Raw genomic sequence first — 14067 nt, 5'->3', positions numbered from 1 at the left:
GCAGCTGTTCTTGCCCAGATCAATCCCGAGAACCGATATGTCCATGACCCTTGCTCCTTCCGCAAACGGCCTGCTGCCGTGAGGCAACAACGCTCAGTTAAGGGGCGAGCCATCCATAAAGGGGGGCTTATCGACGCGCTCTTGGCCGCTCGCGGGGCGGGTTCACCAGTAAGCTTCACTGCCTGGCTGATGCCCTCGGGCGACCGATGGCCTTTCATCTGACCGGTGGCGAAGCGGCAGACTGCAAGGCGTATGATGCCCTGATCGTCTTACCAGAACGCACGCCGGATGCGCTGCTTGCCGACAAGGGCTACGATGCTGACACCATCCGTGCCGACCTTGCGAGGCGCAACATCGAGCCCGTCATCCCCGGCCGCTCAAACCGCCGGGTGCAGATCGACCATGACCGGACGCTCTACAAGCAACGCAACCGCATCGAGCGCATGTTCGGCCACCTCAAGATCAATCGAGCCATCGCCACCCGTTACGACCAGCTGGCCAGCAGCTTCCTGGGCATGGTCCACCTCGCCACCGCCAGATACTGGCTCAAATTCGTCCACGCCGCCTAGAAGGCATAGCGATAAAGACCAGTCGTGGAGCTTCGATCGATCCTGCCAGCGAACGTTCGGGAAAGGGCACCGTTCGCCGCTAACCAGTACCGGTTGGCCCCGTCCGTATGCATTACGATCGAATGTAACGGACCTGTCGGGCCGACGCGGCATTTACGCGGGCATGACTCTTGTCCGACGCGAACGATCAGTGGCTTTTCCTATCGTCTACCATCCTGCTGCTCAGGATGAGGCTCGTCGCTTGATTGCTGAGCATGAGGGTAGAGCGCTCCGTCTCGTCGAGAGCAAACTGAACGACCAGCTTGCCAAAGGCGACGTGGTGGCCGCACTTCACCTCGATCAGGTACGACGCGCAATCTCGAATGCCGACGCTGGGCCTGTAGCCCCCTAATGCGCTCACTGGCTTATCAGCTTATCAGCTTATCATAAGTCACACTGCCGTGAGGCGTGCGGATCGCAATGTGCGAAATCGCATGAGGAAGCGGCTACGCAAATGGTGCGCGCTCTCCAGCAGGGAATAAGTGGCTCAACAGCCGCACAAGCTAAACGCCTATTAATTCGCATCCCTTGCGGCCTAATACAATGTCGAATTCTACTTGCGCGTTACTCGTATCGTTGTACCAAGCGGTTGCTGTTTCCCTAAATCCCGCAATCCATTGATTGCGTTCCGCATGCATGAATGACGATTTGTACGGGCAATCGCAGATTGTTGAACCGGCTATGCGGCCATGCGCCAGCTCTTCGTTATACGGATTTTGCATACAGTACCCCCAATGCGCCTGTAGCAAAGCGATTAGAACGAAAGCCACCACGAAATATGATGTCGGTCTATATTCTAAAGGTATAGGTACGTTGGAGTTAATACGGGTGGCGCTGCTTGATAACCCTAACGCAAAACGCGGCGGAGGATATTGGTCGCTAACTTTGGAAAACTGAGCACGCACTCGCGGTGGCGCCAGGTGTCGGGTTCAGCGTTTCAGAAGTCCGTTCCCGGACAGGGAACGACGCTTCGGAGCGGATGATTGGCGTGCCGAACAGCATGGACGAAACGATCGGTTTATAGCGATAGGAAACCTCAACGAACACCATCGCGGTATTGTCAGACGCCGCAATCTGGTTGCCAGGGACACCCATGGCCTGAAGCGTTGCGTCACTCGTCCCCTTCCCAGACGTGCCATATTGCGGTTGCGATTCCGGAACGTTCAATGCGCCGGCACAGCGCTGCCAAACGATCCGCTGCCCTCTGCGACCATCTGAAAAGCCGTTTGGCGTCACATCACTTACTACGATGCGACCGCTGCCAGCAAAATCCATCGGTTCCCCAACGATCTTGCCGCCGAGAAGCACTTCGTTCACATCAGCTTCGCTAATCGAATCTCGTACGCGGGCCGCGTTGTCCGCGGTGGTCGCCGCAATCTGATGGACGCGCAGTATCGATATGCCATAATTGCACAGCTCAAGACCAAAAAGCAGCACCGTCAGCACCAACGGAAGCGTGAGGGCGAACTCCAGTAGAGCCAGTCCTCGCCTGTCTCTCCCGAAGGAAGCCAATTTCGTTCGTATTGTCATGGGCAACGTACCGTCGGCATTGCGCGTGACGTAAAGGGCTGATTGCGCAGTACGGTCGAGGTTGTGATCTCCTGCTGAGTTCCCCAACCGAACAGGCTGCCAACCGGCATGATGCTCGGGTACTGCAGGCTAACCGTGTAGCGGACGATATCATCCGCAGTACCAATGCCGCCATTTGTTTTAATGTCGTATGCGCCGTTATTGTTCGCATCCTCATAACAATCTTGGGTGCTATCATAGGCACCGTCGCCGTTACGGTCGAAGGTGAGTTTCTCTGGCTTTCCGACGTTGGAAAAGTTGTAAAAGCTCTCCTTCTTGATCGACTGGATGCTGATGTTTCCAGACAGCGTTGCCATGCGATCCGTTATGGTCTTGTCGATCTGCGCACCACTTCGATCTCCAACCGTTGCCTGCCGCGACGCTTCAAGTAGCGCGCCTTGAAGGATTGCATTGACATACGCACGGTAACCGAGCTCGAAACCGCCAGCGAGAAGAGCGCACAAGACGGGTAGTATCAGGGCGAACTCCAACACCGTTGCTCCGCGTGTGGCGGTGAGGAACCTGAGCATCATTGGCTGAGCCTTAATGACCCAATTTTCGATCCAATCTCTTTGAATTTGGCGATTAAGGCAGCGTTGGATGATAGGCCGGCAGCCTGCTCCGGTTTCGACGCACAGTTCGTCATGTCCGCTGTCAACGTAGTCGAGAAGGCTATGACCCATACGTCGATACCCTTCGCCTTCGCGGCGTTACATGCCATACGGAAGCGCTGCAGATGTCGAGCAAGCAAGGCAGTGTTATCGGTAGTGGGAGATCCCATTACCCGACCATCCAGATACTCTATTCCGTACGCAGAGTAGTCGCTCCAAGTCGGCGACATGTCGCCATCGGTCATGAAAATCATGTATTTCTTGACCGAAAATCCGCGAATTTTTGCCGGGTTATCGGGATCGGTCACGTCATTGGTTTCGGGTGTCGCTGACTTGAACAGACCTGTCGTCGAAAGGAACCGTGCGCCCCAGATCATACCGATATCGTGGTACGTGCCGCCACGGGCTACGAGGCCATTTAGGTAGGACACGAAACCGGACCGGTTGTTGTGGTAATTCTGCAGCCGTTTGGCTTCAGTCGGACAGTAAGCGACTGGTTGGCGACCGACACCGTACGACCACGACCAGTCGGGGTAGTAGCTGACGTCGTTCCACATCGGCCGCCAGCGGGTGTCGTCGTTATACGGCACCAGATCAACATCAAGATCATAGGCGTCACTTGGCGCGGTGGTCGAAGAACCGCCGTTGATCGCAGCCGAGTTTGTCTTACGCTCCTCGATGCAGCCGTTCCAAACCGATTTGAACTCGTAAGGCCGATCATCAGAAGGATCGTTAGTGCCTGTTATTTGCCAGATTGGCGTCGGTGACTGGACGTTCGTTGCCTTCAGGTTGCTTGCCAAGAACGGGCGAACGTCGACCGATCGACGGCCATAGGTATAACCATCCGGGTTGCCGTTGCTCTGAATGATAACGCTGCAGCGATTACTCGTTAGCCACCATCCGCCTATAATGCCTGTGTAATTGGGGTTCGCTTGATTGACTTGGCTATCGTAGGTGTATGCGACGTTGCACGCGGACTTACCGTTGAAATAAGCTGTCGCATCGATCCAGTCAGGAGTACGCGACTGATACGACCAGCTTTGAACCATCCAGTCTGGGTTCTTTTCGTACAGGATCCTTCCGACGTTGACCGTACTGTTGTAGTTGACGAAACCGTAGCGGAGCCGGAGATTGTTAGCAGCGAGCTGGGACTGGGCAGTTTCCAACGTGTCGTAGAAGCTTGTTGCCGCACTCCGCAGGGCACCCATTCGAGAGCCGCTCTGCTCGACGTCGCCACAGTAGCCAGTGACGCCAGGCGCGCAATTCATCGACCCCGATAGATCGAACACGAACATGATGTCCGTGTTCACGAAATCTTGCGTTGCCGAGCAGGTCGTCGAAATTGGCAAGGTATCGAAGCCAAACAGGCCCATCAGCGTTGTCGGGACGGTGGTTTGGCTGCTGATTTGCAGGGTGCCTGCAGTCGGGACCGACATCGTCAGGGTGTAAGGCGCCGACTGCAGATACCCTTGGGGGAAATCAAACATGAAGTACTTGGTTGCTTCATCACGCGCCGCTTGGGGTAGGGTCAGCCCCGCCAGCATGCGTCGACCAGCCAACGATCCAGCGTCACATGCTTGGCGGAAACGGTTCTGCGCAACGTAGGCCCGGGTCATGTCCAAACCTGACCCCATAAGCGCGACCAGCGGTATGAGCGCTAGCGTCATCATCGCCAGCGTATTGCCGCGCTGATCGGACCAAAGGCGGCCAAGGAGCATTCTCAAAGCCATTGCAGTCGTACGCACCATTAGCCCCTACCCGCTCCGGACGAGCGAAGACCGCTTATGTGCTGATTATGCTGAAAACTTTTTTAATGCGGGGTGTGGCTCGTCGCGGTTACGAAGATTATGAGCTCTCTACCGCGTAAAATGCGGACTCTCGTACTGACGCCGGATACTCAGGCCGGTCCCGGCAGCGCGATCGACGGCTCGGTCGTTGATACTACTTCCTTCATCCGGTGTAGCGCAGTCACCCGCTTGACCTGTGCAATGCTGCAACCAGCCAATTCCGCCGTGCGAGCGATACTCATGCCTGCTTCGCGTAGCGCGATAATGCGACGATGGTGGGCAAGGTCTGGCTTTCGCCCGGTATAGCGCCCCGCCCGTTTGGCGATCTCGATCCCCTCCCGTTGGCGTTCGCGCCGCGTTTCGTAATCGTCACGGGCGGTTTGCAGTGCCACGCGGAGCAGCATGTCCTGGACCGCCTCTAGCACGATACGCGAGACGCCCGAACTGTCGGCAACCAGATCGGAAAGGTCGACGATCCCTGGCACCGCCAACCGTGCCCCCTTCCCTCGGATCGTTGCGACCAGCAGTTCGGCTTCGGGCAAAGGCAGGCGGCTGATCCTGTCGATCTTCTCGGCGATCACGACCTCGCCGGGTTGCAAGTCGTCGACCATGCGCAACAGTTCGGGGCGATCGGGTCGCGCGCCCGACGCCTTCTCACGGTACACCGCCGCGACATAGAAGCCGGCGGCCCGCGCGCCGGCAACGATCGCCTCCTGCCGGGCCAGATCCTGTTCGTCGGTGCTGACCCGCAGATATACCCGCGCCGCCCGGATCATGCCACTTTGTTGCTCGTTCATCGTTCCCCGGCTTAACTGGGTATACCCATATGCGCCAATCGTCGAATGACCGGCTCGGAACTGCCATAGCCGATCCTGCATGGCCTAGCCAACCGAACCGTGTTTAAAGAGCCATGGCGTCTTGGCAATCGGTTACTGCGGTGCCCGGAGGGCCAAATAGCAGTGCATATGCTATCACTAGTCCCGAAGCGAAGTTTGTGGCACGTATCTTTGTAAATGCCATCTTGTGAAAGCGGTACCACATGACGCTTCAGGTCAATATAACTCCCAATGGTCGCATGAGCCTACCGATCGGCATCCGCAAGCGTTTGGGTCTCGAAGGCGGTGGCGCGGTCCTTGTCGAGGAAACCGCAGACGGAGTCGTTCTGCGAACCGTAGGACAGGCAGTGGCTAAAGCGCAGGCCATTGCCAAACGCTATGCACAGCAACCCGATGCGTCGGTCGATGCCTTTCTGGCCGCACGGCGCGAGGATAGTGGAGAATGACCCATGTCGTCCTCGATGCCTCGGCGATCCTTGCGCTGCTGAAAGGCGAGCGCGGGGCCAGCAAGGTTACGGCCGTCATCGCGGACGCGTCGGTCTGCGCGATCAACCAGGCCGAGGTCGTCAGCCATTTCGTCCATCTCGGCGCGCCGCTCGAAGAGGTCCGTGCCATGCTGGGCGCGCTGCCCTATACCGTCGTTCCCGCCGACGACGCATTGGCGTGGGAGGCCGGCAGCCTGTGCGCGGCGACGGCATCGGCCGGGTTGTCGCTGGGCGATCGTTTCTGTCTCGCTCTGGCCAAACGGCTCGGCGTTGCCGCTTATACGGCCGACAAGGCGTGGCGCGACATCGCCGCCGATGTCGCGGCGAAGGTCGTCATTATCCGTTGACGGGGTGCCCCGCCGGTCGTGGCCCCCCGCTTGGCGTGGTGGTCAGGCCGGCACACTGTCATAGACGACGACCTTGCGCCACAATGGTGCGCAGGCGGCGACGAATGCCTGATGCGCCGGATGATCCTGATAGGCCTTCTGATCGGCGACCGTATCGAACAGCATCAGTTCGGACACGTCGAAGCTGGCATCGACCACGTCGCGCTGCTCGGTTCCGGCGGGCACGCCGACATGCAGTTCGCGTATCTGCGGTATCGCCGCCAATGCTTTCAGCCCGGCGATCAGCTTCGCCCGATCCTCGGCATTTCCGGCACGCTTGAGCCAGAAGAACACCTGATGCCGGATCCGGCTGGCGGGTTCGGCCCTGGCCGGGTCGGTGCCGGCCATCGTCGCAGCGGCAAGCCCGATGCCTGTGAGAATGTCTCGCCTGTCCACCTTGCTTCCTATCCTTGCTGCCGATCGACGATACCCTAGAGCGTGATGACATGGTTTTGCCCCAACGCAACCGCATGGCGGCGGGCGAAAATGGCTGCGTGGCAGCGTCGCTCGTCGGTCACGGGGGCAAAGCCCCGCTCCCTCCTCGCTCCTTGCCACGCAGCCATTTTCGCTCCGTCACGATGGGTCAAAACCATGTCATCACGCTCTAAAGCCAGCGCGGCCGTCCGTCGAACCCCTTTCGTTTCAGATATCTAGCCGCAGCGAGGCACGCACGCTTCGCGGTGCACCGGGGTAGACCCACAATGCGCTGTACGAACTTGCCGCGTAACGCCGGTCGAACAGATTGTCGGCATCGAGACGGAAGCGCAGACCTTGCGTCAACGGCGCTTCCAGGCCCATTTTCACCTTCCAATATTCGGGCAGCACCAGCGGCTGCGCGGTCAGCGATCCGGCGCGGTCGCCGACATAGGCGGCACCGCCGCTGAATTGCCAATCGCCCCGCGACGTCGCGATCCGGTGCACGACCAGCAGGGTCGCCGAATGCGCCGGCACGTTGAGGACCCTCGGCGTTGCGAATGCCGTGTCGTCCGCCTTCGCATCCACCCATGCATAGTTCGCGACCACTTGCCACCGCGCGCCAAGCCGTGCCGACGCATCGAGTTCGATCCCGCGGCTGACCATGCTGCCGACCGGTGCCAGGAAATTGGGATCGACCGGATCGGTGGTGAGAATGTCCCGCTTGCGGATGTCGAACCATGTCGCGGCCAGATCGACGCCCGGCAGATTGGCGGCGATCCCGACTTCGTACCCACGCCCGGTTTCCGGTCCGAAACCGGCACCGTTGCGGTCGGTGCCTGTGTTCAGCGAAAAATTCTGGCCCCAATTGGCGTGCACCGCGAGCATGTCGGTCAGGCGATAGCGCCCGCCGACGCGGAAGTTCACCGGCGCGTCGATGTTGCGCCCGGTGCTGCCGCTATTGTTGTTCACGATCTTCTGCCGATAGGGATCGATCCTCGCCCCGCCGACCAGGGTCAACCGGTCGGTGACGTCCCACATGTCCTGCACGTAGAAGGTTCCTGCCCAACGGCTTTCGTCATTGTTGGTGAACGGTCGCAGCGCTGCGGCCACCGACCCATAGACCGGATCGTACAGGTCGATCGCATAGGGTGCGGCCGCCGACGGATTGATGCGCATCCATCGCTCGCCATAAAAGAAGCGATAGCCCTTCCATCCGGCGCTGACCCGGTGCCGTCCGATCTGTCCGGCCAGTTCCAGGCGGGCCGACAAGTCATCGACACTGAAATCGCGCGAGCGGCGTTGCCGCCAGAGCGCCGTGCCGGCGATCCGCGACTGATCGGCCGACAGCCCCCGCAAGCTCCCCTTGCGCCAGACCACGCCGCCGTTGAGCGTCCAGCTTCCTCCCAGTTCCGCCAGCCCAGTGATCTGGTGCTGGTCGTTGCGGGATCGGGTGATGCCGTTCGCCGGTTCGCCATAATAGTTCGATCGCGGCAATGCGTTCGCATCGCCGGCAACCGCCGGTATGCCGCGGTCGAACGGCGTGTCGAACTGGCTGAACTCGCCGGTATAAGTGAACCGGAGCGCATCATTCGGTCGCCAGGTCAGCGACGGCGAAACGATACGGCGGCGAAGCGTGACGGTGTCGCGCCATCCCTCGCTGTCTTCGCCGGCCACCACGATCCGCGCCGCCAGCGTGCCCGACAACGGTCCGGTCGCGTCCACCTCGACGCGACGGGTGTCGAACGATCCATAGCTGACCATGGCATTCGCATGCGGTACGAAGCGCGGCACCTTCGTCACGATATTGACCCGTCCGCCAGGATCGACATCGCCGAACAAGGCGCCCGCCGGCCCCTTCAGAACCTCGATCCGTTCGGTCGTGGCGGGATCGCGGGGCGGCGCCATGCCGCGATTGGCAAGAAAGCCGTTCAGATAATATTCGGCTCCGCCGTCCGGCGTGCCCAGAAAGCCGCGGACCGCGAAATTGTCGATCATGCCGCCGCGATTATTCTGCTGGCTGAAGCCGCTGACCAGTTCGAGCGCATCGCTCAGCCGAGTGGTTCCTGCCGCGTCGAGCAGGTCGCGTTCGATCGACCGGCTCGACTGCGACATGCGTTCGGTGACGCGATCGGACGACAGTGTGCGATCGGTGGTGTTGCGGGTGCCCAGCACCACGATCTCTCCCGCATCCGCGTCCGGTGACTGGTCCTGTGCCGTCGCAGGCAGGGGAAGCAGGCCGATCGCCAGCGCATGAATCGACAGGCATGGACGCAGATCGGGACGAAGGGATAAGGACATTGCTGCTCCGGATTACGCGCGTTCGCTTTTGTAATGTTGCAACGTCTCATAGAAGGTTGCTGCTGCAGTGCAACGCCAGGATATCCCGGTTCTGCCGGCAAACACAGGTCGAGGGGTTATCGGCCGGGCCCGCTTACCTCACCGTCCTTGCGATCCGGTACGGGCCGGTCCGCGTCGCCAGCGCCTGCCCTTTCCAGCGCAATCGCACGCGATCATCGGCCAGTAACCGGTCGACGCCACGATGGACGACCGGCATCAGGTCACGCCATGCCGGCGCACCCGGATCGGAAGCAGCCATCGCGCGGGCGACTTCGCTGGGGCAGACCGTCGCGTCGGCGGCGCGGGCGGCAAGCAGCGTCAACGTCGTGACGCACGCGGTCGCGACCGGATCAGATATCGGTTCCACCATTCGTTGCTCTCCCTTGCCCCGGCGCTTTGGGAAATTGCTAATTGATGGCGCGGCACTGAAGACACTTGCTACGCCTGCAGCAATCAGACGACTTTGGGCCGCTTCGTCGTGCTACATGTCCATGTCGTAATCGTAGCTGATCTCCAATTCCGGCTCCTTGCGTGCAGGCACCATCCGTTCGTGCTTTGAGCCTTGGGTCAGTCCTGGCTGCCGATCGCTAGCCGCAGCGACACGCGCGTCCGGCTGTTCTGGTTGAGGCTGGCGCAAATCTTCGACGATCGCCGTCAAGGCGGAACTCAAGCCGTCAAGGAACTCCGCATCCCGGGTCCTGTCATCTCCAGGTTGCGATGGCTCGACACCTGTCGCATCGGACCGCCTGTCGCAGGAAACATCGAATTCTCGTGTCAGGTCCAATGCATGGGGCACGTCGCCTCCATGGGACTCGATCGCCTCAACCAGCGCTGTCCTATCGTTGGTGTACAGCACCATATCTTCCCGCGCGCGGGTCTGGAGGACATAGTAGAGGCTCTGGCTGTTGAGCAGCCGATCTTTGCTGTCCATCACCGTAATCGCGCGGTCGACGGTAATGCCTTGCGCCCGGTGCATGTTCATTACCGCACCATGTCCGAGCCGCTCGCGCATTGGATCGTCCAGTCCGATTACATAGTCGCGTGCCCGGCCGGAAAGCTGCAGGCTATCGTCATCAATACGTTCGACCGTAACGGCGGTGCCGTTGACGATCCCGCGCGCGGAGTCTCGCGCGGTGAAAAGCAAGCGATCGCCTTCGCGGACTTCGATGGTGTCAGGCACAGACAGTGCGGCGCCTTCGCCGTTATGATGGAGCCGGGCCGGCGCGAACCGGTGCGCCTCGCCGTTCCGCGTCAACTCAACCCTGCCGGCAGCTACATCGACGCGCGCCACGGCATAAGAACCGGGCACGAGTCCTGCTTGATGCCGGTAGATATCGAATTGCATGCCCGGCGCCCAATGCCGCGCCTGCCGAAGCTCCTCACGGGTAAGGTTCAGGTTATCCCAGACCTTCAAGGTAACCGCTTGCGCTCCAAGCGAGCCTTCCGACAGCAACTCGTGTCGCACCGCTTCCAGTACTTCCTTGCGCAAGGCATGGCCCGACGTCAGTAGCGTGGTACGAGCGCGCTCGTCAGGCGTAAGAGCGATATAATGGGCGACCGCCGCTGACGCCTGATCGGGTTTCTCGCATACCCGGTCACCGAGCAGAGTGAAGGCATCACCCACCCTGCCTTCCCGTGCCAACGCGGCCGCTTCACGAAGCATATCGCTTTGCTGGCGACGGTTCTCCGCGAGACGCACGGTCGGCATGCCAGCTTCCTGCAACAATGCGAACGGTCGACCGGCACCCGGTGCCGATATCTGCTTCAAGTCTCCCACCGGTACTAACTTGGCAGCTTCCCCCGCCGCCATGATGCGCGTGAGGGCAGCGAACTGGTGCGATGATACCATCGACGCTTCTTCCAGCACCACTAGCTTACCCTGCACCAGTGTCCCCAATGCATCGCTGGGACGTACCCGTCCGCCACGATCGCCATGCGCCTGTAATACCGACGCCAAGGAACGCATCTCGAACCCTCGCCCAGCCATCTCCTCCATCAGCTTGTTCTGCGGTACCAGCACCAGCATGCCGACACCGGCTTCCGCACAGACGGCAGCGACGATCTCGAAGAGAAACGACTTGCCGCTACCTGCATCGCCTTGCACGAGCTGGATACGGTTTTCGCCTGCGAGCATTGCGAGCGCCGCCTCACGCTGCTCGTCTGCCAGCGTTACGCCCCGCGCGTCGGCAACGCGTATCAATGCGGCCTGTGCGGCTGCCATATCCAAGACCGGTGTTGCCGTCCCAACCCCATCACGTACGGCCTTCAGAATGGTCTTTTCGGTTGCCTGCATGTCGCGTGTCGTCAGCCGATGGGCATGCTCGCCGCCACGCGGTCCCGCGATCAGAATACCCGCAGCTTGCAGCGCGTCGATCCGTGCCTCGATTGCACGTACTGTCGCCCCCTGTTCCGCCATGTCGAGGCTGGCCGAGATAAGGTCACCATGTCGGAAGCTGGCTGCGCGTTCGCCAAGATGGCGCACACCTGCTGCGACTGCGTAGGCACTGGCAAGGTCGCCGCCCCGACGAACATCGTCGAGACCACGCAGTAAGGGTTCAGGCCTCGGTCCGAACGCCTGCGTTACCCGGTCGACAAGCGCCGTTCCCCATTCGCGAACCGTACCCAGCACCGAGCGTGGCCCGGCCCTGTTCCTTGCGGCATCGACAACCCCACGGATCACATCACCATGAACCAGCGCCTTTTGCGCCCACAGGGCGCGGGCCGCCTCTGCATCGCCTGGCTGCTTGGCGTCGCGCGTACGTACCGCGATTGCCTCCATAGCACGCGGCGACGAAAGACCCAGTTCCTGCGCCTTGCACAGGATCTCTCCTCGCCTCGCACTGAACGCCTCGATCACATCGCGCGGTACGCCGACGACGTCGAACTGCCCGTGCTTTCCGTTGATCTCGGTACGATAACCGAGCTTGCCGAGCTCAGCACGCATCTCGGCATGATAGGCAGCCCCGATCAACGAGGATTGCTTCCACAACGCACGGTTATGCAACGCCACCCACGATCCATCCTGGCGCTGCGCAGCATTCACGATGGCGACATGCGTATGCAGATGTGGATCGAGCTTGCGACTGAGGTCATGCTGGAAGGTTGCATAGACCATCCGACCGGGTTCGATGACGGCACCACCTTTGCCCAAGCGCGCTTGACCGAAACGGGCCTCTGCCCATGCCATTGCCGTCGACACTGCTTTGGCATGCGCGGCGGAGACCCGCGCGTCGCTTCCGATCATCGCAACTAGGGAGACCGACTTGGGTGCGTTGAAGGTGATTTCGAAGCCCTTGAGCCGCGTTCCGTTTCCACCCTCCGCAATAATCATTCCGCCCGGCAGTTTGCCATCGAGTACGGCGGTAAAGACGTCAGCATCAACATGGCCTGACAGACCTAGCGCGGCAGCACCCTCCCCGCCCCATGCTGACGGCCCTTCCTGCTGGCCGGTATAGTAGTTGTCAGCCGCATAATAGGACGCCGGATTACTGCCGCCGGCGAGCTTTCCCGGACGTGCCGTCACGTTGAAGCTGGTCCGGCCGGGGGCATCCGGATTTCACAGGCTGAACGCTTGGTAGCCTTGCGCGCACGAGACAGACAGCGGGTATAGCTTTCACGGAATTTGCGATCGCTGAGCATCGCTTTTGTCTCGGCCATCAATGCGCCCATTGCACGGCCGTCAGCAGCAGGGGTGAACGCCGCGTCGACCGTTTCTGCAGATCCAGTTGAGGCACGTGCGAATGATCGTCTCAGTGGCGTATCGATCAGCAAAAATGCCAGCGTAAGTTCCAGTAACAGCAGGCCGCCCGCACCCATCGCGGCACCTTGCGTGATAAGCTTTCGATGACTCTTTCGCTCGCTACGCAGCAGTCTCAGCTCGTGCCTTACGTCACCCACCATATTGCCCAAGTCGTCCCGGTAGCTTGCGTGCAAGGACGTCTGGGTCGTCCGCGTGGTTTCCCATGCCATTTTATTGCTTGATTCAATCTGATTGAGCCGGGCCATATGATCCCGATGGTGCTCGGTCAGCATGTCCCTGAGATGACCGGTTCCACCGGTTTTCGTAATCGTCTCTTTGATTGCCGCAAAGCCCTCGGAGATCGACTTAGGCAGGGTAACGGAGATATCTTCGAGAACCGTTTCGAAGCGCTCGACCAGTCCCTTTAATCGAGTCATCAATGGCTCTGTTGCAGCGCTTTCCGCAGCGGTCTTGGTATGACCGTCGACGCCCTTCTCAAAGCCGTCGCCTGCGACCTGTTTTCGCACGATCTCCTCGACCAGTTCGCGAACCACTAAACCGCGTCGACGTGCTTCTTTTTCGAGCCAGGCATGGGCCTCGTCTGACACATCGATGCGGCGGCGTGCCGGGACGCTCATTTCCGCAACCGCTCGCGCGCTTCAGACTGCATTCGCGCCGCAAGATCGCGCCCGCGTTGCCGCATGTCGGCAAGCCTCGTCTTGGCCTCTGGTCCTCGTCCAGCTTGTGCCTCAACGATAGTCTCCAACCCGGCGCGAACCTTGGTCAGCTGGTCGAGCAAGATCTCGTCGAGCGGTAGAAGTTCGTCGTTGAGAGCCCGTACCAGCGTATCAGCAACCCAAGCGCTGCGCTGTTTGCCAACCTGTGCTGCGCGCCGCTCAATGCCTGCTAGCTGCTCGGGTAACAGATAAACCGTGATCGGTACGCGCGCCATGAATGCCCCCTTTTCTTGATGTTCAGCGTGCATCCTTCGCGTTTGACCGACAAGCGATTGGGCAGAGCGTACTGGTCAAAATTGGCACATTAGCGGGCTTTTCTGCTCCTCGTATACTGTGGTCCATTTGGTCCACGCACAGAGCAGCCTATGGACCAGTAACCAGAAGTGGCGGTTTTCTGGCCTTTTCCAGCACCTGTCAGGGTGCATCGGGTGTGCGCACACCTTACCTTCTGCTGCCTTAGATACCAGGAATGCGCACATGGTAGGCTTGGGCATCATCCTTGCACTCCAGCAAGGTGCAGGGCCGGCGTGATAGCCGGCCAGCAGAGATAACGTT

12 protein-coding genes and 1 pseudogene are annotated in these 14067 nt (G+C 60.3%); 3 read left to right on the top strand and 10 right to left on the bottom strand.

Annotation, left to right across the window (positions count from 1 at the left end; genetic code table 11):
- Positions 1–143: 143 nt before the first annotated feature.
- Positions 144–569: pseudogene (locus tag MF607_RS18360) on the top strand (IS5 family transposase); the annotation flags it as partial.
- Between the two features lie 918 nt (positions 570–1487).
- Here the strand turns inward: MF607_RS18360 and MF607_RS18355 are convergent.
- The 4 genes from MF607_RS18355 to MF607_RS18340 form a co-directional block, all read right to left on the bottom strand.
- Positions 1488–2054 carry a pilus assembly protein gene (locus tag MF607_RS18355; protein WP_242121593.1) on the bottom strand — a complete coding sequence of 189 codons (567 nt, stop codon included), beginning with the start codon at positions 2052–2054 and terminating at the stop codon, positions 1488–1490.
- An 80-nt stretch (positions 2055–2134) separates the two neighbouring features.
- A complete protein-coding gene (locus MF607_RS18350) occupies positions 2135–2710 on the bottom strand; it encodes a TadE/TadG family type IV pilus assembly protein (protein WP_242121591.1) in 576 nt (191 codons plus the stop codon).
- Positions 2707–4518 (bottom strand): TadE/TadG family type IV pilus assembly protein, encoded by a 1812-nt coding sequence (locus MF607_RS18345; RefSeq protein ID WP_242121590.1) that lies wholly within the window; start codon positions 4516–4518, stop codon positions 2707–2709. The genes MF607_RS18350 and MF607_RS18345 overlap by 4 nt, the downstream gene beginning before the upstream one ends.
- Positions 4519–4685: 167 nt before the next feature.
- On the bottom strand, positions 4686–5372 hold the full coding sequence (locus MF607_RS18340; protein ID WP_242121587.1) for a recombinase family protein: 687 nt from the start codon (positions 5370–5372) through the stop codon (positions 4686–4688).
- 242 nt (positions 5373–5614) lie between these two features.
- Here MF607_RS18340 and MF607_RS18335 point away from each other — a divergent pair, with 242 nt between their 5' ends.
- Positions 5615–5857 carry an AbrB/MazE/SpoVT family DNA-binding domain-containing protein gene (locus MF607_RS18335; RefSeq protein WP_242121586.1) on the top strand — a complete coding sequence of 81 codons (243 nt, stop codon included), beginning with the start codon at positions 5615–5617 and terminating at the stop codon, positions 5855–5857.
- Entirely contained in the window at positions 5854–6243 is a 390-nt protein-coding gene (locus MF607_RS18330; RefSeq protein ID WP_242121583.1) for a type II toxin-antitoxin system VapC family toxin, read from the top strand. Before MF607_RS18335 ends, MF607_RS18330 begins: the two co-directional genes overlap by 4 nt.
- A gap of 42 nt (positions 6244–6285) precedes the next feature.
- Here the strand turns inward: MF607_RS18330 and MF607_RS18325 are convergent, their stop codons facing one another.
- The 6 genes from MF607_RS18325 to MF607_RS18300 form a co-directional block, all read right to left on the bottom strand.
- A complete protein-coding gene (locus MF607_RS18325; RefSeq protein ID WP_242121582.1) occupies positions 6286–6678 on the bottom strand; it encodes a Dabb family protein in 393 nt (130 codons plus the stop codon).
- A gap of 246 nt (positions 6679–6924) precedes the next feature.
- Positions 6925–8997, bottom strand: coding sequence for a TonB-dependent siderophore receptor (locus MF607_RS18320; RefSeq protein WP_242121579.1), 2073 nt, complete (start codon positions 8995–8997; stop codon positions 6925–6927).
- 133 nt (positions 8998–9130) lie between these two features.
- Positions 9131–9406 carry a DUF3253 domain-containing protein gene (locus MF607_RS18315; RefSeq protein WP_242121570.1) on the bottom strand — a complete coding sequence of 92 codons (276 nt, stop codon included), beginning with the start codon at positions 9404–9406 and terminating at the stop codon, positions 9131–9133.
- A gap of 111 nt (positions 9407–9517) precedes the next feature.
- Positions 9518–12559 (bottom strand): MobF family relaxase, encoded by a 3042-nt coding sequence (mobF, locus tag MF607_RS22960; RefSeq protein WP_242121568.1) that lies wholly within the window; start codon positions 12557–12559, stop codon positions 9518–9520.
- Entirely contained in the window at positions 12556–13413 is an 858-nt protein-coding gene (locus MF607_RS18305; RefSeq protein ID WP_242121552.1) for a hypothetical protein, read from the bottom strand. Before MF607_RS18305 ends, mobF begins: the two co-directional genes overlap by 4 nt.
- The gene (locus tag MF607_RS18300; RefSeq protein WP_242121550.1) at positions 13410–13727 is read right to left on the bottom strand and encodes a hypothetical protein; all 318 of its coding nucleotides are present in this window, start codon (positions 13725–13727) and stop codon (positions 13410–13412) included. Before MF607_RS18300 ends, MF607_RS18305 begins: the two co-directional genes overlap by 4 nt.
- Between the last annotated feature and the right edge of the window lie 340 nt (positions 13728–14067).

The organism is Sphingomonas lacusdianchii, from assembly GCF_022664395.1.
Classification (GTDB): Bacteria; Pseudomonadota; Alphaproteobacteria; order Sphingomonadales; family Sphingomonadaceae; genus Sphingomonas; species Sphingomonas lacusdianchii.
This window is presented reverse-complemented; position numbering and strand designations above follow the sequence as displayed.

Coding starts and splice junctions, on each gene's coding strand:
- MF607_RS18350 (WP_242121591.1), bottom strand. CDS start 2,710: ATGATGCTCAGGTTCCTCACCGCCACACGCGGAGCAACGGTGTTGGAG.
- MF607_RS18345 (WP_242121590.1), bottom strand. CDS start 4,518: ATGGCTTTGAGAATGCTCCTTGGCCGCCTTTGGTCCGATCAGCGCGGC.
- MF607_RS18340 (WP_242121587.1), bottom strand. CDS start 5,372: ATGAACGAGCAACAAAGTGGCATGATCCGGGCGGCGCGGGTATATCTG.
- MF607_RS18335 (WP_242121586.1), top strand. CDS start 5,615: ATGACGCTTCAGGTCAATATAACTCCCAATGGTCGCATGAGCCTACCG.
- MF607_RS18330 (WP_242121583.1), top strand. CDS start 5,854: ATGACCCATGTCGTCCTCGATGCCTCGGCGATCCTTGCGCTGCTGAAA.
- MF607_RS18320 (WP_242121579.1), bottom strand. CDS start 8,997: ATGTCCTTATCCCTTCGTCCCGATCTGCGTCCATGCCTGTCGATTCAT.
- MF607_RS18315 (WP_242121570.1), bottom strand. CDS start 9,406: ATGGTGGAACCGATATCTGATCCGGTCGCGACCGCGTGCGTCACGACG.
- MF607_RS18305 (WP_242121552.1), bottom strand. CDS start 13,413: ATGAGCGTCCCGGCACGCCGCCGCATCGATGTGTCAGACGAGGCCCAT.
- MF607_RS18300 (WP_242121550.1), bottom strand. CDS start 13,727: ATGGCGCGCGTACCGATCACGGTTTATCTGTTACCCGAGCAGCTAGCA.